The sequence below is a fragment of the Tabrizicola fusiformis genome, from assembly GCF_013328815.1.
Taxonomy (GTDB): Bacteria; Pseudomonadota; Alphaproteobacteria; order Rhodobacterales; family Rhodobacteraceae; genus Fuscibacter.
In genome coordinates this window covers 1-17472 of sequence record NZ_JABUHN010000001.1, presented here as the reverse complement: position 1 = coordinate 17472, position 17472 = coordinate 1, and the positions used below count along the sequence as shown (strand labels likewise).

At 66.0% G+C, this 17472-nt stretch carries 19 protein-coding genes; 8 read left to right on the top strand and 11 right to left on the bottom strand.

What is annotated here, in order from left to right; genetic code table 11:
* Positions 1–62: 62 nt before the first annotated feature.
* On the bottom strand, positions 63–1097 hold the full coding sequence (locus HS053_RS00095; RefSeq protein ID WP_174209156.1) for an NAD(P)/FAD-dependent oxidoreductase: 1035 nt from the start codon (positions 1095–1097) through the stop codon (positions 63–65).
* A 47-nt stretch (positions 1098–1144) separates the two neighbouring features.
* Between HS053_RS00095 and mnmD the strand changes: the two genes are divergently transcribed.
* From mnmD to HS053_RS00080, 3 genes are read left to right on the top strand one after another with little or no spacing between them, the layout of a single operon-like run.
* A complete protein-coding gene (gene mnmD / locus HS053_RS00090) occupies positions 1145–1813 on the top strand; it encodes a tRNA (5-methylaminomethyl-2-thiouridine)(34)-methyltransferase MnmD (protein ID WP_241699708.1) in 669 nt (222 codons plus the stop codon).
* On the top strand, positions 1810–2679 hold the full coding sequence (locus HS053_RS00085) for a DMT family transporter (protein WP_174209155.1): 870 nt from the start codon (positions 1810–1812) through the stop codon (positions 2677–2679). Before mnmD ends, HS053_RS00085 begins: the two co-directional genes overlap by 4 nt.
* 5 nt (positions 2680–2684) lie before the next feature.
* Positions 2685–3557, top strand: a complete 873-nt coding sequence (locus HS053_RS00080) for a DMT family transporter (RefSeq protein ID WP_174209154.1) — start codon at positions 2685–2687, stop codon at positions 3555–3557.
* Here the strand turns inward: HS053_RS00080 and HS053_RS00075 are convergent, their stop codons facing one another.
* Positions 3558–5510, bottom strand: a complete 1953-nt coding sequence (locus HS053_RS00075) for a lytic transglycosylase domain-containing protein (protein WP_241699707.1) — start codon at positions 5508–5510, stop codon at positions 3558–3560.
* A 164-nt stretch (positions 5511–5674) separates the two neighbouring features.
* On the opposite strand from HS053_RS00075, the gene dapA reads away from it, so the two are divergent.
* The gene (dapA, locus tag HS053_RS00070) at positions 5675–6547 is read left to right on the top strand and encodes a 4-hydroxy-tetrahydrodipicolinate synthase (protein ID WP_174209153.1); all 873 of its coding nucleotides are present in this window, start codon (positions 5675–5677) and stop codon (positions 6545–6547) included.
* Positions 6548–6698: 151 nt separating this feature from the next.
* A complete protein-coding gene (locus HS053_RS00065; RefSeq protein WP_206677564.1) occupies positions 6699–7550 on the top strand; it encodes a DMT family transporter in 852 nt (283 codons plus the stop codon).
* 3 nt (positions 7551–7553) lie between these two features.
* On the opposite strand, the gene fzlA is transcribed toward HS053_RS00065, so the two are convergent.
* From fzlA to HS053_RS00045, 4 genes are all read right to left on the bottom strand, one after another.
* Entirely contained in the window at positions 7554–8219 is a 666-nt protein-coding gene (gene fzlA / locus HS053_RS00060; protein WP_174209152.1) for an FtsZ-binding protein FzlA, read from the bottom strand.
* Positions 8220–8286: 67 nt separating this feature from the next.
* Entirely contained in the window at positions 8287–9021 is a 735-nt protein-coding gene (gene mtgA / locus HS053_RS00055; protein WP_174209151.1) for a monofunctional biosynthetic peptidoglycan transglycosylase, read from the bottom strand.
* A 433-nt stretch (positions 9022–9454) separates the two neighbouring features.
* Positions 9455–10213, bottom strand: coding sequence for a DeoR/GlpR family DNA-binding transcription regulator (locus HS053_RS00050; RefSeq protein ID WP_174209150.1), 759 nt, complete (start codon positions 10211–10213; stop codon positions 9455–9457).
* Between the two features lie 52 nt (positions 10214–10265).
* Positions 10266–11291 carry a glycoside hydrolase family 3 N-terminal domain-containing protein gene (locus HS053_RS00045; protein WP_174209149.1) on the bottom strand — a complete coding sequence of 342 codons (1026 nt, stop codon included), beginning with the start codon at positions 11289–11291 and terminating at the stop codon, positions 10266–10268.
* 83 nt (positions 11292–11374) lie between these two features.
* On the opposite strand from HS053_RS00045, the gene HS053_RS00040 reads away from it, so the two are divergent.
* From HS053_RS00040 to HS053_RS00030, 3 genes are read left to right on the top strand one after another with little or no spacing between them, the layout of a single operon-like run.
* Positions 11375–11755, top strand: coding sequence for a VOC family protein (locus HS053_RS00040; RefSeq protein WP_174209148.1), 381 nt, complete (start codon positions 11375–11377; stop codon positions 11753–11755).
* A gap of 10 nt (positions 11756–11765) precedes the next feature.
* Positions 11766–12758: a glycoside hydrolase family 3 N-terminal domain-containing protein gene (locus HS053_RS00035; RefSeq protein ID WP_174209147.1), complete on the top strand. Its 993-nt coding sequence runs from the start codon at positions 11766–11768 to the stop codon at positions 12756–12758.
* Positions 12759–12771: 13 nt separating this feature from the next.
* Positions 12772–13212: a VOC family protein gene (locus HS053_RS00030; protein WP_174209146.1), complete on the top strand. Its 441-nt coding sequence runs from the start codon at positions 12772–12774 to the stop codon at positions 13210–13212.
* Between the two features lie 15 nt (positions 13213–13227).
* On the opposite strand, the gene HS053_RS00025 is transcribed toward HS053_RS00030, so the two are convergent.
* The 5 genes from HS053_RS00025 to HS053_RS00005 are packed head-to-tail and all read right to left on the bottom strand — an operon-like array spanning position 13228 to position 17408.
* Complete coding sequence (locus HS053_RS00025; RefSeq protein WP_174209145.1) at positions 13228–13404, bottom strand: hypothetical protein; 177 nt, start codon at positions 13402–13404, stop codon at positions 13228–13230.
* Positions 13401–14912: a GMC oxidoreductase gene (locus tag HS053_RS00020; RefSeq protein ID WP_174209144.1), complete on the bottom strand. Its 1512-nt coding sequence runs from the start codon at positions 14910–14912 to the stop codon at positions 13401–13403. Before HS053_RS00020 ends, HS053_RS00025 begins: the two co-directional genes overlap by 4 nt.
* 4 nt (positions 14913–14916) lie before the next feature.
* A complete protein-coding gene (locus HS053_RS00015; protein WP_174209143.1) occupies positions 14917–16005 on the bottom strand; it encodes an ABC transporter ATP-binding protein in 1089 nt (362 codons plus the stop codon).
* Between the two features lie 4 nt (positions 16006–16009).
* A complete protein-coding gene (locus HS053_RS00010; RefSeq protein WP_174209142.1) occupies positions 16010–16876 on the bottom strand; it encodes a carbohydrate ABC transporter permease in 867 nt (288 codons plus the stop codon).
* On the bottom strand, positions 16866–17408 hold the full coding sequence (locus tag HS053_RS00005; RefSeq protein ID WP_347233276.1) for a carbohydrate ABC transporter permease: 543 nt from the start codon (positions 17406–17408) through the stop codon (positions 16866–16868). Before HS053_RS00005 ends, HS053_RS00010 begins: the two co-directional genes overlap by 11 nt.
* Positions 17409–17472 lie beyond the last annotated feature (64 nt).

Sequence of the window (17472 nt, the reverse complement as noted above, 5' to 3'; positions counted from 1 at the left end):
CACACCCCCGGACCCCCGTGGGATATTTCTGGAGAGAGGATGTGGGGAACGGCTCCCCTCCGTCAGCCGGGCAGCCGGAACCCCTCAGGGACCCCGTCGCGCCCCTCCAGCACCAGATCGGCCATCACCTGCGCCACCTTGGGCGCCATGCCGAAACCGATCTTGAAACCGCCATTGGCCACGAAATGCCCGGGCCGCCCGGGCCATGGCGCCAGAAGCGGTGCCTTGGTGGTGGCCCTTGGCCGCAGCCCGGCCCAGCGCGCCACCACCGGCGCGCCCGCCAGCACCGGAAGCGCCGCCACCGCGCGGGTGTGCAGCGTGTCAAGCTGTGCATCGGTCGCTTGCGGATCGTCGAACGCCGTCTCGCTTGTCGAACCGATGGCAACCGTGCCATCGGCATGGGGCACCACATGCAACCCGCCTGCGAAAAGCTGCGGCAACCCCTCGGCCGCGAAGCGCAGCGACAGCGCCTGCCCCTTCACCCCGTCGCCGATCTTGCGGCCCAGCGCGGCGCCCAGACCTGCAAGCCCCGCAACGCCGGTGGCCCAGACCACGGCGCCTTCGTCTGCCGCCTCGCCCTCGATCACCGCACCGCCCAGCGCGCGGACCGCGCCCGCCAGTGCGGCAATCGCCAGCCGCGGATGCAGCCGGGCCGAGAGTGTATCACGCACCAATTGGCCCGAGGGGCTGGCCGGTTCCCACACCGCCCCCGTGGCGGGCACGACCTGCCATTCGGCCTGCCCCTGCCACAGCAGAGTCGCCCCGGCGCCCCGCGCACGGGCTAGTTCGACGGCCGCCGCATCGGCCAAGGGTTGCAGCCGTCCGAGCCGGGCATAGCCCGTGGGCAGGCCCGAGGCGGCCTCGACCCCGGCCCAGAACCCTTGAGCCATCAGGAGGCTGTCGAGCTGAAACGCCTTCTTGGCATTCCACCCTTCGGGCACATGCGGCGAGAGCGCCCCCACCAGCCCGCCCGAGGCGCCGGCGCCGATCCGCACCGCCTCGACCAGCCGCACCTTGGCGCCGCGGCGGGCCGCCTCATAGGCGATCGACAGGCCGAAAACCCCGCCGCCGCGCACCGTCAGATCGACCCTTGCCATTCGCCGCCGCCTTCCCCATGGTCCGCGCGGCGACAGGGATAGGCGAAATGACCGGCGGCGAACAGGGGCAGGGCTTGGACTGGCGCGATGGCGTCATCCCGGTCTCGCGCCGCTTTGATGACCCCTATTTCAGCCTGAATGACGGGCTGGCCGAAACCCGCCACGTCTTCCTTGCCGGCAATGACCTGCCCGCGCGGCTGTGCGACGGCTTTCACATTGCCGAGCTGGGCTTTGGCACCGGGCTGAACCTCTTGGCGCTGGCGATGGTGGTGCCGCCGGGTGTCACCCTGCGCTTCACCAGTTTCGAGGCGTTTCCGTTGCCCGCAGACGACATCGCCCGTGCGCTGGAGCATTTCCCGCAGGCCCGCGCCATCGCCGACCCATTCCTTGCGCAATGGGCGGCAGGCGCCACAAGCCTGTCGCTGCCCGGCGTCCATGCCGAGGTGATCATCGGCGATGCGCGTGACACGCTGCCGCGCTGGCAGGGCCGCGCCGATGCGTGGTTTCTTGACGGCTTTTCGCCCGCCAAGAACCCCGAATTGTGGAGCGCCGATCTGATGGCAGAGGTCGCCCGCCACACCGCGCCCGGCGGCACATTCGCCACCTATACCGCTGCGGGCCATGTCCGTCGCGCCCTGACCGATGCGGGCTTTGCCGTGACCCGCCAGCCCGGCCATGGCCGCAAGCGCCATATGACCACCGGGCGGCGGATATGAGCAGGGACAACCGCCGCGGCATCGGGTTGATGATTGCCACCGTCTTCGTCTTTGCCTGTCAGGACGGGTTTTCGCGCCATCTCGCCGGCACCTACAACACCCTGATGGTGGTGATGCTGCGCTACTGGGTCTTTGCCGCCTTCGTGCTGTTTCTGGCCCTGCGCCGCCCCGAGGGCCTGCGCGCCGCCGTGCAAAGCGACCGGCTGGCGATCCATGCGCTGCGCGCCGTGCTGCTGGTGGCCGAAATCTCTCTCATGGTCTGGGGCTATACCCTGATCGGGCTGATCGACAGCCTTGCCGTCTTCGCCATTTGCCCGCTTCTGGTGGTGGCCCTCTCCGGCCCCGTGCTGGGCGAGGCGATCAACCTGCGGCGCATGGTGGCGGTTGGGGTGGGCATGATCGGGGTCATCATCATTCTGCAACCCGGCGCCGGGGTCTTTGGCTGGCCCGCGCTGTTGCCCTTGGCGGCGGCGCTTCTGTTTGCGGTCTATTCGGTGCTGACCCGGCTGACCGCGCGGGACGAACGAACCTTTCCGGCCTTCTTCTGGCCTGCGGTGATCGGCGCCGTCCTGATGACCGTTCTCGGCCTGCCGCAATGGCAAGCCATTGCCCCCCTCGACTGGCTTTATGTGCTTTGCTATGCGGCGACCGCGGTGCTGGCAAACTGGCTGATGCTGAAAACCTACGAGGCGGCACAGGCCAGTGTGGTGCAGCCCTTTGCCTATCTGCATATCGTCTTCGCCGCGCTGATCGGGGTCTCGGTCTTTGGCGAAACACTGAAACTGCCCGTCGCGCTGGGCACCGCCGTCGTGACCGGGGCGGGCCTCTTCGCGCTGTGGCTGGAAAGGAAGCCGCGTCATGGCTGAACAAAATGGCTGAACAGAACACAAGGCTGGGCGCCCTTCTCATGGTGGCCACCACCATCGTGTTTTCGGCGCAGGATGTGCTGTCGCGGCATCTGGCCGAAACGCATAGCGTGATGATGGTGGTGATGATCCGCTTCTGGGCCTTCGCCGCCTTCGTGACCCTGCTTGCCGCGCGCAGCCCCGGCGGGTTGCGGGCCGCGGTGCATACCCGGTTTCCGCTGGTTCAGGTGCTACGCGGCGTGCTGCTGGTGGTCGAGGTCTGCGTGATGGTCGTGGCCTTTGTCAAACTCGGCCTGATCGAATCCCATGCCGTCTTCACCTGCTATCCGCTGCTGGTCGCCGCCCTTTCTGGCCCGGTTCTGGGTGAAAAGGTCGGCTGGCGGCGCTGGAGCGCCATCGGCATTGGCTTTGTCGGCGTGCTGATCATCCTGCAGCCGGGCTTTGCGGTGTTCTCGCCCTGGGCACTGCTGCCGCTGTCTGCGGCCTTCATGTTCGCGCTTTACGGGCTGCTGACCCGCTATGTTGCGCGCGGGGATGCCGCCTCGGTCAGCTTCTTCTGGACGGGGGTGGTCGGGGCGCTGGCCATGACGCCGCCCGGCCTTATGCACTGGACCCCGATGGGCGCGGGCCAATCGGCGATGATGGCGCTCTTGTGCATCACGGCCATGGTCGGCCACTGGCTTTTGATCAAAGCCTATGACGTGGCCGAAGCCTCGGCGGTGCAGCCCTTTGCCTATCTGCAACTGGTCTGGTCGGCGGGCCTTGGCATGTGGCTGTTCGACGAACGGCTGCGCAGCAATGTCGCCATCGGCGCCGGGCTGGTGGTGGCGGCGGGGCTTTTCACCCTGTGGCGGCAAAGGGTGAAGGCGCGGGGCTGATCACCCGCCCTTCAGCTCTGCCGTGATCCGCACCGGGCCAGCCGCGCCTTTCAACCGCTGGCGATAGATCACCACCCCTTCGGCCACCCGCATCACATAGGTCCGGGTTTCAGTGAAGGGGATGGTCTCGACCCAATCCACCACATCGACATCTTCGCGCCGCGGGTCGCCGAAACTGCCGATCCAGCCGCGCGGCCGCCCCGGCCCGGCGTTATAGCCCGAAGCCACCAGCGCGATCGACGGCCCGAACTCGTCCACCATCTGCCGCAGATAGGCGCTGCCCACCGCCACGTTATAGGCCGGGTCCGCCGTCAGCCGCCCGGTTGTGTGGTCGAGCCCCAGCCCCTTGGCCATCCGCCCCGCCGTTTCCGGCAAAAGCTGCATCAGCCCCCGCGCGCCCGCCGTGCTTTGGGCCGCCGGGTCAAACTCGCTTTCCCGCCGGGTGATCGCCAGCGCCAGCGCCCGGCTGACCGCCAGATCATCGGGCACCATGGCGGGCACCGGGTAATAGGCGCGCGGCAGGATCAGCCCGCGCTCTGCCGCTGCCTTGGCCACCAGAAGCGCGATATGCGGCTCATCCATCCGCAGGGCAAGGTCGGCCAACTGACCCAATTCCTCGCCATTCAGCCCCTCGGCCAGATGCAGGAAGAACCGCTTGGCCAGCGTGCGGTCTCCCGCCTCGGCCAGCATCCGCCCGGCGGCCAAGACCGAAGACCCGGCAAAGCGCGCGGTCTTCCAGCCCGGCCCCGCCTCACCCACCGTCACCAGCGCGGGGTCCAGCGACAGGCCCAGCTTCTCGCTGGCCAACAGCCCATAAAACGCCGTCTGGTTGCGCGCCGCCACCTGAAAGGCCGCCTTGGCCCCGGCCGTATCGCCCTGCGCCTCAAGCGCGCGGCCGCGCCAGTATTCCGCCCGCGCCACGCTGATCGGGGTCTTCACCGCCGCCTTCAGCCGGTCGAAATGCGTCAGCGCCCGTGCCGGATCGTTCAGCTTGCGCAGCGCGATGAAGCCCGACAGGAACTCCAGATCAACAAACGCATCGCCGCCCGACAAATGATGCCCCGAGGCCAGCCGGTAGGCCGTCTTCGCCTCCCCCTCGCGCATCGCCCGCCGCGCCAGAAGGGCGCGCCGTTCGGCCCAGGCTTCCGGCCGGCCCAAGGCGGCGACCGAACTGCTGCGCTCAAGGATCAGCGTGGCAGCGTCGTCGTAGCGGTCCTTCTTCATCCGCCAGATGAAGCGGTCCCATGCCAGCCCGGCATCCCCCTGCACCGCCGCAGGCAGCCGGTCGATCAGGGTCGAGACACCCGCCGTATCGCGCTGCAAACCCAGCCGCACCTCGGCCAAGGCGCGGAAATCGCCGCGCACCAGGGGCAGCATCCGCGCCGCCTCGGCCTGGCGGTCCCCGGCCCAGAGCAGGTTGTCCAGCCGCAACTCATGCGCCACCGAAAGGGCATCGCCCTGAAGCGCCAGCATCGCCGCCTCATCCTCGGGCGCAAAGCGCAGATTTGCCCAGGCATCGAAGGCCGCCTGCTCAGCCTCACCCGGCCGCCCGGCCTGCACCAGCGCCCGCACCAGCGCCACCGCTCCGGCCCCGGTCCGCGGCTTGCCCCCGGCAAACCACGCGATCACGCGTGAAGGCTCGGTCGAGCGGGCCACCGCCACCTCGCCCTTTTCGCGCAACAACGCCAACCCCGGCCAGTCGGGCCGGCGCGCAAGGAAGCCTTCATAGTCGCCCAGCCGCCCCTCGCCCGCGCGCAGCCAGTGCCAGAGGATCAGATCCCCCCCCACAGCCCCCGCCCCGCGCGCCGCCGTCAGCGCCGCCGTCCAATCCTTGGCCTGAACCGCCGCCAGCCCCTCGCGCAGCGCGCCGACAGCATCGGCGCCCGCCGGAACCGGCGCGCCAAGGCCAAGGCAAAGCGCCAGCATCGTGATGATTTTTCTTGTTCTGCTCATGGCGCAATCCTGCCAAAGCCCCCCCTTGCCCACAAGCCACAAGCCCGCGAGCCAACCCCCCTCCGGCATTTTGACGCCCATACTTGGCAAAGTGCCGATGCCCGGCTAATCAGGGCGCGTTTTCAACGGGCGACTCATTGCCCAGACCCAAGGAGAAGCGTGTCATGTTCAAGGGATCCCTTCCTGCCCTGATCACGCCGTTCAAGAACGGCGCTGTGGACTTTGATACGCTCAAAAAACTGGTGGACTGGCATGTGGCCGAAGGCAGCCACGGCCTTGTGCCCGTGGGCACCACCGGCGAAAGCCCGACCCTGAGCCATGAAGAACATGGCGCGGTGATCGAAGCGGTGGTCATGGCCGCCGCGGGCCGCATTCCGGTAATCGCCGGGGCAGGCTCGAACGCCACTGCCGAAGGAATCGGGCTGATCCAGCACGCGCAAAAGGTCGGCGCCGATGCCGCGCTGGTGGTGACCCCCTATTACAACCGCCCGACCCAGGCCGGTCTGATCGCGCATTTCACCGCGCTGCACGACGCCTCGGATCTGCCGATCATCATCTACAACATCCCCGCCCGCTCGGTGGTGGACATGCTGCCCGCCACCATGGGCGAACTGGCGAAACTGCCGCGGATCATCGGGGTCAAGGACGCGACCGCCAACCTCGCCCGTCCCTCGCAACAGCGGATCACCTGCGGCAAGGATTTCATCCAGCTTTCGGGCGAAGATGCCACCGCCCTCGGCTTCAACGCCCATGGCGGGGTCGGTTGCATTTCGGTCACCGCCAACGTGGCGCCGCGCCTCTGCGCCGAATTCCAGGAGGCCACCCTGCGCGGTGATTATGCCAAGGCGCTGGAGTATCAAGACCGCCTGATGCCGCTGCACGAGGCGATCTTCATCGAGCCCGGGCTTGTCGGCGCCAAATACGGCCTGTCGCTCCTTGGTCTGTGCAGCGAAGAGGTCCGCCTGCCGCTGGTCGGGCTGACCGATGGCACCAAAGACCGCATCAAGGCCGCCATGCAGCACGCCGGCCTCATCTGACCCCGGCGCGCCCCTGATCAGCGGCGGAGCCTCCGGCGGGGATATTTATCGCCAAGATGAAATGGCAGCGGGTTTCATCTTGGCGATAAATATCCCCGCCGGAGGCTTCTGCCCTTTCCGCAATACAGCCGTCAAAGGAAGGCCCCGCGCCATGACCGACAATCTGCGCGGCAGCCTTTACATGATCCTGTCCATGGCAGGCTTTGCCGTCGAGGATGCCTTCATCAAGGCGGCGGCGCGGCAGATGCCGGTGGGGCAGGTTCTGATCGTGATGGGGCTGGCCGGGATCGTGGTCTTTGGCCTGCAGGCGGCGCGGGCGGGGGCGCCCCCGTTACCGGCTGCCGCCCTGTCGCGCACGATGGCGCTGCGCTCGGGGTTTGAGCTGGCCGGGCGTCTGCTTTATGCCCTTGCCATCGCGCTGACGCCGATCTCCACCGCCTCGGCCATTCTACAGGCGACGCCGCTGGTGGTGGTGCTGGGCGCGGCCCTGGTCTTTGGCGAACGGGTCAGCGCCGGGCGCTGGGCGGTGATCGCCCTTGGCTTTGCCGGAGTGCTGGTGATCCTGCGACCGGGGCTGGCGGGGTTTGACCATCTGTCGCTCCTCGCGCTGGGCGGGATGCTGGGCTTTGCCGGGCGCGACCTTGCCACCCGCGCCGCGCCGCCTGCCCTGTCGAATGCGCAACTGGGGGTGGCGGGCTTTGCCGTTCTGGGGATCTCGGGCCTTGTGATCCTGTCGGTCACCGGCGGGGCCAGCCTGCCCTCGGCCTCGGGTGCGGGGCTGCTGGCAGGGGCCAGCCTCTTCGGCATCCTCGGTTATGGTGCGCTGACCGTGGCAATGCGCACGGGTGAGGTTTCGGCCGTAACCCCGTTCCGCTATACCCGGCTTCTCTTCGCCATGGGGCTGGGTATCGGGCTGTTCGGCGAGCGTCCCGACAGCGCCACCCTGATCGGCGCGGCGATGATCGTCGGCTGCGGTGTGCTGATCCTCGGGCGGCGGCGCTGAGGATCAGAAATCCAGATCGGCGTAATGCGCGGGCGGCGGAAAGCCCGGCACCTGATCGGCCAGAAGTGTGCGGAACGAGGGCCGCGACTTGATCTTGGCATACCAGTCCTTGACCGTGGCCGAGCGGTTCCAGTCCACATCCGAGATATAGTCGAGGCTCGACAGATGCGCCGCCGCGGTGAAATCGGCCAGCGACATGTCATTGCCGGCCAGCCAGCGCCGCTGATCCAAGAGCCAGCCCAGATAGTCGATGTGGTATTTGATCCGCCCCGCGCCGAATTTGACGTTCTTGCTGTCGGGGTAGCCCTGCCCCATCAGTTTCTTGTTCACCCGTTCGTAAAGCAGCTTCGAGGTGACCTCGCTGTGGAACTTGTCGTCGAACCAGGCGCAGAGGCGGCGCACCTCATAGCGGGCTTCCACGTCGCGCGGCATCAGTTGCACGCCCGGAAACGCCTCTTCCAGATATTCGCAGATCGCCTGGCTTTCGCTCAGAACCCGGTTGTCCAGCCGCAGCACCGGCACCTTGCCCGCCGGATTGCGCCGCAGGAAATCGGGCGAGGGTTCCCAATACCGCTCTTCGATCAGCTCGACCTCCAGCTTCTTCTCGGCAAGGGTCAGGCGCACCTTGCGGCAGAAGGGCGAGAGCGGGAAATGGTAAAGGCGGATCATGAGGACGGCATTCCGGTGGTTTGCCCCTCTCTGCCCCGCAATCGCGGCGATTTCAACCGCAACCGCGTCAGTCGCGCGCCTCAAAACAGTCATCGCGGCCATCGGCGGCAATGGTTTCGGCCCCCGACAGAATCTGATTTGCCCGCTTGCGGACAAAGGGGCCCGGCTTGCCGGCATCGTATTCCTTGGGGTTCGGCAGCACCGCTGCCAGCCGCGCCGCCTGTAGATCGGTCAGCTTGGCAGCATCGACGCCAAAGTAATGTTGCGCCGCCGCCTGCACCCCGAACACACCCTCGTCGAATTCGGCAGTGTTGAGATAGACCTCTAGAATCCGCTGCTTGGACCAGAGCAGCTCGACCACCGGCGTCAGCCCCGCCTCCATCGCCTTGCGCAGCCAGCTTCGGCCATGCCAGAGGAAGGTGTTCTTCACCACCTGCTGCGACAGGGTCGAGGCGCCCCGGTTACTGCCCTCCTTGATCGCCTCGCGGATGGCGGCCATGTCAAAGCCCCAATGCCGGCAGAAATTGGCATCCTCGCCCGCCACGACCGAACGGCCCATCGCCGGGGCAATCTCATCCCAGCCGACCCAATCCTTGGAGATCCCGCCAAGTCGCCAGGCTTCGCCCATCTGATACAGGTTGATCGGCGGCGGCAGGAAGCTGAACAACACGATCAGCAAGAGGTAAAACCCCGCTATCGCCGCAAGCCCGCGCCCGATCCAGCGCCGGACGCGCCGCAGCCGGGGTTCGGGCGGCAACGGCGGCGTTTCTTCGGCTTTCTTCTTGCGCGGCGTGGTCGTCATGGCCGCCAGCATTGGCCCAAAGCGGTGGCCGGGGTCAAGCCGCGCCGCGACGACAGGACTTGGCAAATCCTGCCCGCTGCGACCGTTGCAGTCGCCTTACCAGAGGGCTGGCCACCGTGGGCATCTTTCCTGACACCCTCCGGCTCTGTTGCACAAATCGGGTGATGGTCGGGGTTCCGCCTTTGCTGGGCAGAGCGATCCGGCGGCGCATCCTGATCGGACGGGTCTTCGGCAAAGGCAAGCGTTCGGCAAGACCGCAAAAGGATATGAAAAGACGGCAACCAACCATCCGGCTGCCGTCCTCATGGTGTGATCAAGGCTGTGGACCAAAGCTATGAGCCCACAGCTTGGTCCCAGCATCTTCCTCGGGCTGTAACCGGCAGCCCCGGCGCCCGGGGGCAGGAAAGCCGCCATGAGAAGATCGTGCCGCGTCCTAACTGGCCGTCAGCGTCCTGACCCCCAACCGCTCGAAAGCCGTCAACAAACCCGGTGCGGCCAAGCCGGAAGTCACGAGATCCGTGATCGCTGCCGCCTCGGCCACCCGATAGGGCGCGCGGGTGCCAAGCTTCTCGGCTGTGGCGGCGACGCAAAGCCGGGCGCTGTGTGCAGCCATGGCGCGCTTGACCTCGGCCTCGGCGGCGTCGAAGGCGGTCAGGCCAGACTGCGGATCGCAGGCGCAGGTGCCGATGAAAAAGATATCGGCGAAGATATCGGCAATTGCCGCAAGTGTCGTCCCGCCCAGCGCCGCACCCCGCTTCTGGTCGATCATCCCGCCAAGGAGAAGGACACTGGCGCGGGGATGGTCGTTCAGTGCATTGGCGACCAGCGGCGCATTGGTTACCACCGTCAGCTCGATGTCGCGCGGCAGGGCCTGCGCCAACAGCAGGTTGGTCGAGCCGGCGTCTATGAAGATCACCTGACCCGCAGCCACCAGACCCGCCGCCGCCTTGGCGACCTTGCGCTTCTCGGTGCTGTCCTGTCCCTGCCGCGCCTGAAGCGGCGGCGCATCCTTGGCCCGCAGGATCGCCCCGCCATAGACCCGCTCGCACAGGCCCTGCGCGGCAAGATCGCGCAAGTCGCGGCGCACGGTGTCCTCGGACACGCGGAACTCTTCGGCCAATTGGCCCGCCACCACCTTGCCATCGGCGGCGAGGCGGAGGCGGATGATGTTCTGGCGCTCTTGGGTCAGCATCTTGTTCCGGTTTTTGCCTCGACCCGCAGGTGACCCGCAGACGACGCCAAGGTCAAGTGAGCCGCACGGCGCGACGGGCCGCAAGCGCGCGCACCTTGGCCGCCGAGCGGGCCAGAGCTTCAGCCGAGATTTGGCCCGAGCGGGCTGCGGCCTCGATCACCCCGGCAATCTCGGTCACCTGGGTGCCAATATCGGCCAGAAGCAGGAAGTCGCAGCCCGCATTCAATGCGTCGATGGCCACTTCGGCCACGCTGTCGCCACGCATCGTCGCCTGTGAATCGAGGTCGTCGGCCATGACCACGCCCCGAAACCCCAGACCCTGCGTCAGGCGCCGCACCACTTCGGTCGAGCGCAGCGCGGCTTTGGCCGGGTCCATCGCCCGCACGATGGCAGGACCGACCATGATGACATCAACATCGGCCGCTATGGCCGCGCGGAAGGGCGCCAACCCGGCCTCGACCGCGGGCAGTTCGGTCAGGGAAACCGCCGTGGCGTCAATGGCGGGATCGGCGGTCACCGAGCGGAAACCCGGAAAGTGCTTGGCCGTCGCCGCGACACCCGCGCCCTGCACGCCCCGGATATAGGCCGCCGAGAGGCGCCCGATAACCTCGGGATCGGCAGACCAGGTGCGGCCTTCCAGCCAGGCATTCGGCCCGTCCAGCGCATCGAGGATCGGCGCGAGGAAAAGGTTGATGCCAAGGTCTGCTGCAACGCGGGCAACTTCGGCCGCTTGCGCTTCGATTTGGGCGGCGCTGGTTGTGGCGATCTCGGCGCGCGGCGGGAAGGCGAGGGCGAGGCCGTGCAGCCGGCAAATGCCGCCCAACTCCTGGTCGATTGCGGTCAGGAGGAGGTCCGTGTGCCCTTCTGCGTCACGCACCAGGCGACGGAAGGTCTCGGGCGTTTCGGCGGCCTTGCGGGCGGCACTCATTTCGCGCGCCACATATTCGGCGCGGGATTCACCCACCAGAATTGAAACCCCGCCCCTGTCGAGATAGCGCCGCACCGGGTCGCTCAATGTGACCCCGTCGAAAGCCGGGAAGAGGACGGCATGGGCGTCTTCGGTCAATGAATGGGGCATGGGAACCTCTGCAGCGGATTTATATTGCACGTTTATGCACGATCATGCATGAAGCGTCAAGAAGCCGCATGAAGGGGGCCTGAATGAAAATCCACCACGTCGCAATCTGGACGCGCAACATGGACGGAGTAGCGGCATTTTGGGCCCGGGTTTTCGGTGCAGAGATTGGACCTGTCTATGTCAGCCGCAACCGGCCCGGATTTCGGTCTTGCTGGTTGACGCTGGCCGATGGACCAAAGGTCGAGCTGATGACCGGGCCGTGGGTCGAGGACTTTGCCGAAGGCGAGCGCGACGGTTATGCTCATGTTGCCGTGTCGGTGGGCTCCATGGCGCAGGTTGACCGCATCGCTGCGCGGCTTGGGCTGGAGGGCTGCCTTGTCAGCGGCCCCCGCACCACCGGCGATGGGTTTTACGAGGCCGTCCTGCGCGACCCTGACGGAAACCTCATTGAAATCACAGCCTAAGGAGCCATGGATGCCCTCTGACATCGAAACTCTTGCCCGGGGCGTCTTGCTGCCCGTCTCAAACAACATGCGCGTTGAGGACCACCTTCTGGCCTTCCTTGACCAAGGCGGACGGGCGGTCCTCTTCGGCGAAGAAGGTGACGAGTTCCAGACCGGTCGACTGCGCCCCGCCCGTCTTGCCGAAGAGACGCCCGAATTCGTGGGCCGCACGCTCGAGGCGCTGCGGGCGCGGGCGGGCGGGTTGCTGGTGGCATGTGATGCCGACCTTGCCGCCGTCAACCGCCTGCAAGGCTTGGCCGGAGAATTGCCGACGCTTGTGACCGCCCAGAACCTGCCGGACGACCAGCTTTACACGATCTTGCACGATCATGCACGCCGCGCCCGTGCCCTGGGGTTCACGCTCTTCCTATCGCCCACCGCCGACCTGATCGTAGAGAACGCCTGGCTCGAGGGTCGCACGCTTGGCCCCGAGCCAGTGGCGCGGCGTCTTGTCGATCTCAACGTCCGGGCGATCGAGGCCGCCGGAGTGACCTCTGCACTCAAGCATTTCCCAGGACACCCGCGCCTCACGGGCAACCCCTCGCAAGGGGTGGCCACCGTGCTTTCGGACCGGGAGGAAATCCTGTCCCACCTCGGCGCCTTTCGGCAGGGCATCGCATCAGGGGCGGGTGGCGTCGTGCTGTCTTCGGCAGTCTTCCCGGCGTTTGGCGGCCCGGCGAACCTGTCGCCCGAGGTGACGCACCTTCTGCGCCGCGACTTGGGTTTCAAGGGGCTTGTCGTCACGCTTGACCTCGACCATCCTGCATGTCTTGGGGATGCCACATTGGCCGAAGTCTGCCGCAGGGCGCTGGTCGCGGGGGCCGACCTTTTGCTCTTGTCGCCGCAGGGCGCCCGGCAGATCCCGCAGATCGCCCACCACCTTGCCCGGACGGTCGATGATGGCACCCTGCCCCTTGACCGCCTCACCGCCGCCGCCACCCAAACACGCCGTCTTGCCCTCTGACCCGGAGACCCAGATGATCCCCCGCTCTGCCCCCTTCGATCTGCTTGGCTTCGATCATGTCGTCTTTTACGTCAACGACATGGCCAAGGCGCTTGATTTCTATGGCCGAGTGCTGGGCTGTGTGCCTGGCTATTCCTATCCCGACATCGGGATGGAGCAACTCTGGTGTGGCGCAAACCTTATCGTCCTGTGGGACGTGACGCACCCCGCGACCGAGGCGGCGCGGGGGCAGGCGATGCGCGGGCAGAACATGGATCACCTGTGCATTGCGACCGGGCCGATCGACCCTGTTCTTATGCGCGCCCACATGACCACCCAAGGTGTCGAGATCGTCGAGGAGGCATTCCATGGCGGGGCCCGCGGCATGGGCCATGCCTTCTATATCCACGATCCTTTCGGGAACAAGATCGAGCTGAAGGGCCCCGCCGTCTACCCGGATGGCCGGGCCGGATGAGCCTTGGTGGTCAGGTCACGCTTTGCCGGGGAGGGGCAACGCAATCGTCCCCTTCATCGCCTGCGCGGCCTCGGTGAGGCGATGAACGAGATCGGCCCCTTCCGCAGCGTCTTTCACCTTTGCCGAGCGACCCGGCGTGTTGCGGGTGAAGTAGTCGGGGCAGGCGACGGCAAGGCCGACATAGGAATTCATGATGTCTTCCCCTGTTGCAGGCATTCAAGAAGGGTCGGGGCGGCCCGCAAGGCCAGCGCGGCAACGGTCAAGGCAGGATTGACCGCCCCTGAGGTCGGCAGGACCGACGCATCCGTCACCCAAAGGTTGCCCAACTGGTGCGCCCGCAGGTCGGGGCGAACCACCGACCGGGCCGGATCGTTCCCCAATCGCGCCGTGCCGCATTGGTGCGAGGTCGTCTTGCGGCCAAAGGTATGGACCAGCACGATGGGAAAGCCCGCGCGCTTCATCACCGCCTTGGTGCGGGCGATCAGCGCGTAATGGGCGTCCATGTTGCTGCGCTCCCAGTGAATCGTGATCTGGCCATCGCGCAGGAACACGCGGCTTTCCGGGTTGGGCAGGTCTTCGCTTTGCAGGAACCAGCCGAAAGCATAGGCCGAGATCAATCGGGCCAGCGGCATAGGCAGGATCGGCATATTGGCCTTCAGGATGTTCGCCGTGATCCGGCCAAGGCCCTGAACATTGCCCAGAGGGAATCCGGTTTCCAAGTCCTTGTCGTAGAAGTCGTTGAAGCTCAACGTCTTTTGATAGACCGATGTGTTGCGCGTCCTGGGGTCCAGCGTCAGCATGGCCGAGGAATTGTGGTTCATGAAGTTGCGCCCGACCTGATCGGAGCCATTGGCCAGCCCCGTCGGATGCGCGCCATTGGCCGAACGCAGCAACAGGGCCGCCGACTGGATCGCCCCGGCCGCCACGGCAAAGGCGCGGGCGGTCAGCCGGGTCTCGCCCGTGGCCGTGCGGACCACGGCGGCGATGACGGTCTGGCCACTGGCATCGGTCTCCAGCCGCAGCACTTCCGTCCCGGTCATCAGGCTGACATTGGGATGGGCCAAGGCGTCGGTCAGCGGCCCCGATTCCGCGTCGATCTTGCCCTTGCCGGTGTTGGGGAAAGCGTCCCATCCGGTCTTGCCCTCGGCCAGCCAGCGGTCGATGTCGATGGCCAAGGGCAGCGACGCGGCGTGAACCCCTGCCGCCTTCAACCTTTGGCGCACCTTCGCCATGACAGGTTCGTCCGGCACCGGCGGAAAGGGATAGGCGCTGGCGTGCGGCGGTTCGGTCGGATCCTCGCCCGTCGTGCCGCGCACGCGGAACAGGGCTTCGGCCTTGGCATACCAAGGCTCCAGCTCGGCATAGGTCAGCGGCCAACCGGGCGATGATCCTTGCAGATGTGGGCGCGGTGTGAAGTCCGTCTCACGATAGCGATACATGACGGCGCCGTAGAACTTGGTATTGCCGCCCACGGCATAGTAATTGCCCGCGACAAAGGGCGTGCCGTCCGAGCCCATCCACTTTTCCGTCGGCGCGAAATGGCCGCGCCGAAAGATTGCATGGTCGTCGCGCGCCTCGGGCGAAGGCCGCAGCGGCTGACCCTTCTCAAGAACGAGGATCTTCAGGCCCGAGGGCGCGAGCGCCGAAGCCAGACTCGCCCCGCCCGCGCCCGAACCGATGATGATCAGGTCCGCGTCCATCCTTTCAGTCCAGACGGGCTTCGGTGGCTGCGTCGAAGAGGACGACCTTCTCTTCCTTGACCGCAAGCCGCAGACGGTCGCCCGCCGCCGCCGCGAACGGCTCCAGCCGGGCAATGACCTCTGTTCCGCCCATCGAGAAGACGGCGAGGGTGTCTGGCCCGGTCGGTTCCACCACGTCGATATGGGTATCGAGCCCCGTGGTCGAAAGCGAGAAATGCTCGGGCCGGATGCCCAGCAGCACCTTTTGCCCGTGGTAGCCCTTCAACGTCGCCGCCGAGAGCGGAATGCCCGCGATCCGCGCTTCGCCAGAGGGCAGCGACACCGCCGCCTCGGCCCGCCCGTCAGCCCCGACATGCAGGGTGGCAGGGATGATGTTCATGGCCGGAGACCCCACGAACCGCGCCACATAGGTGTTGGCGGGGCGGTCATAAACCTCTTGCGGCGGGCCGAAATGCTGAACGATGCCGTCCTTCATCACCGCGATCCGGGTTGCCAGCGTCATGGCCTCGATCTGGTCATGGGTGACGTAGACGATGGTGGTGCCAAGACGCTGGTGCAGCCGCTTGATCTCGGTGCGCATATCGACGCGGAGTTTCGCATCCAGATTGGACAGGGGTTCGTCGAACAGGAAGAGCTTGGGCTCGCGGACAATCGCCCGGCCCATGGCGACGCGCTGACGCTGGCCGCCCGAAAGCTGGCTGGGGCGACGGTCCAGCAGATGCGCCATTTGCAGCATGTCGGCCGCGATCTTGGTGTGCCGGGCGCGCTCTTCGGCCGGAACACCGCGGATCTTCATGCCGAACTCGATGTTCTGCCGCACCGTCATCGTCGGGTAAAGCGCATAGCTTTGAAACACCATGGCGATGTCGCGGTCTTTGGGAGAGCGGTCGTTGACCGCCTCGCCGGCGATGCGGATCTCGCCACTGGTGATGTCCTCAAGCCCCGCGATCATGTTCAGAAGCGTGGACTTGCCGCAGCCCGAGGGGCCAAGCAGAACCAGAAAGTCGCCATCCCCGACCGAGATGTTGACCTCTTTCAGGACATCCATCTGGCCATAGGATTTTTTGACGCGGTCGATTTCAAGCGTTGCCATTGGATCAGCCTTTCACGGCGCCCGCCGTCAGCCCGCGCACGAAGTAGCGGCCAGCGACGACATAGACGACAAGGGTTGGGATTGCGGCGATCATGGCCGATGCCATATCGACGTTGTATTGCTTGCGGCCCATCGTGACGTTGACGATGTTGTTCAGGGCCACGGTGATCGGCGTGCCTTCCCCGGCGGTGAACGAGACGCCGAAGAGGAAGTCGTTCCAGATTTGCGTGAACTGCCAGATGCAACTGACCACAATGATCGGCAGGGCGGCGGGCAGCATGATCGAGAAGAAGATGCGGAAGAAACCTGCGCCGTCGATCTGGGCGGCCTTGGTCAGCTCGTCCGGGATGGTGATGAAGTAGTTGCGGAAGAACAGCGTCGTGAAGGCGATGCCATAGACCGTATGCACCATAATCAGCCCTGCAACCGAACCCGAGAGCCCGAGCCAGCCGAGGACTTGCGCCATCGGCAGCAGCACCGCCTGAAAGGGCAGGAAGCAGCCGAACAGCAGCATCCCGAAGACGACGTTCGATCCTTTGAAGCGCCATTTGGTCAGGACATAACCGTTGATCGCTCCGATCCCCGACGAAAGGATCACCGCCGGGATGACCATCGAGATCGAGTTGATGAAATAAGGCCGCAGCCCCTCGCAACGGGTGCCGATACAGGCGGTTCCCCATGCCTTTGCCCAGGCTTCGAAAGTCACGACCTTGGGCAGGCCGATGAAAGACCCGGCATAGATCTCGTCCAGCGACTTCAGCGAGGTGACGATCATGACCCAGAGCGGCATCAGGTAGAAGATGGCAAGGGCGCCGAGCGAGCCATAGATGAACAGGCGGCCCAGGGCGCGGGATTGGCGTTCAGTGGCCATTCCGGTCCTCCTTCAGTTCCGAATAGAGGTAGGGGATGATGATTGCGGCGACGGCCATCAGCATCATCATGGCGCTGGCTGCGCCCACGCCCATCTGGTTGCGCCGGAAAGTGGCCGAAAACATGAAGGTCGAGGGCATCTCGGTTGCCGAACCCGGGCCTGCATTGGTCAAGGCCAGCACGAGGTCAAAGCTCTTGATCGAGATATAGGACAACAGCACGATGACCGAGAGGAAGGCAGGCCGCAGCATGGGAACGATGATCGACAGATAGATCCGCGGAAGGCTGGCGCCTTCGATCTGGGCGGCCTTGATGATGGAATTGTCGATGCCGCGCAGACCGGCCAGGAAGATCGCCATGGCGAAGCCGGTCGATTGCCAGACGGCCGCGATGATGACGCAATAGATTGCAACCTCTGGCCGGGTGATCCAGTCGAACACGAAGCTGTGCCAGCCAAGGTCGTTCACGACTTTCTGGATGCCCAGTGACGGGTTCAGGATCCATTTCCACGCCGTGCCGGGGCTCTGTTGCACAAATCGGTTGATCGTGGGACCTCCCCTTTCCGTGGACAGACCTACCCCGCGACCTCTGTGATAG

Bases quoted from the DNA above. Each gene is read 5' to 3' on its own strand.
- HS053_RS00095 (WP_174209156.1), bottom strand. From the start codon at position 1,097: ATGGCAAGGGTCGATCTGACGGTGCGCGGCGGCGGGGTTTTCGGCCTG.
- HS053_RS00020 (WP_174209144.1), bottom strand. From the start codon at position 14,912: ATGGACGCGGACCTGATCATCATCGGTTCGGGCGCGGGCGGGGCGAGT.
- HS053_RS00015 (WP_174209143.1), bottom strand. From the start codon at position 16,005: ATGGCAACGCTTGAAATCGACCGCGTCAAAAAATCCTATGGCCAGATG.
- mnmD (WP_241699708.1), top strand. From the start codon at position 1,145: ATGACCGGCGGCGAACAGGGGCAGGGCTTGGACTGGCGCGATGGCGTC.
- HS053_RS00025 (WP_174209145.1), bottom strand. From the start codon at position 13,404: ATGAATTCCTATGTCGGCCTTGCCGTCGCCTGCCCCGACTACTTCACC.
- HS053_RS00065 (WP_206677564.1), top strand. From the start codon at position 6,699: ATGACCGACAATCTGCGCGGCAGCCTTTACATGATCCTGTCCATGGCA.
- HS053_RS00010 (WP_174209142.1), bottom strand. From the start codon at position 16,876: ATGGCCACTGAACGCCAATCCCGCGCCCTGGGCCGCCTGTTCATCTAT.
- HS053_RS00035 (WP_174209147.1), top strand. From the start codon at position 11,766: ATGCCCTCTGACATCGAAACTCTTGCCCGGGGCGTCTTGCTGCCCGTC.
- HS053_RS00030 (WP_174209146.1), top strand. From the start codon at position 12,772: ATGATCCCCCGCTCTGCCCCCTTCGATCTGCTTGGCTTCGATCATGTC.
- HS053_RS00075 (WP_241699707.1), bottom strand. From the start codon at position 5,510: ATGAGCAGAACAAGAAAAATCATCACGATGCTGGCGCTTTGCCTTGGC.
- HS053_RS00040 (WP_174209148.1), top strand. From the start codon at position 11,375: ATGAAAATCCACCACGTCGCAATCTGGACGCGCAACATGGACGGAGTA.
- HS053_RS00045 (WP_174209149.1), bottom strand. From the start codon at position 11,291: ATGCCCCATTCATTGACCGAAGACGCCCATGCCGTCCTCTTCCCGGCT.
- HS053_RS00050 (WP_174209150.1), bottom strand. From the start codon at position 10,213: ATGCTGACCCAAGAGCGCCAGAACATCATCCGCCTCCGCCTCGCCGCC.
- dapA (WP_174209153.1), top strand. From the start codon at position 5,675: ATGTTCAAGGGATCCCTTCCTGCCCTGATCACGCCGTTCAAGAACGGC.
- HS053_RS00085 (WP_174209155.1), top strand. From the start codon at position 1,810: ATGAGCAGGGACAACCGCCGCGGCATCGGGTTGATGATTGCCACCGTC.
- HS053_RS00080 (WP_174209154.1), top strand. From the start codon at position 2,685: ATGGCTGAACAGAACACAAGGCTGGGCGCCCTTCTCATGGTGGCCACC.
- mtgA (WP_174209151.1), bottom strand. From the start codon at position 9,021: ATGACGACCACGCCGCGCAAGAAGAAAGCCGAAGAAACGCCGCCGTTG.
- fzlA (WP_174209152.1), bottom strand. From the start codon at position 8,219: ATGATCCGCCTTTACCATTTCCCGCTCTCGCCCTTCTGCCGCAAGGTG.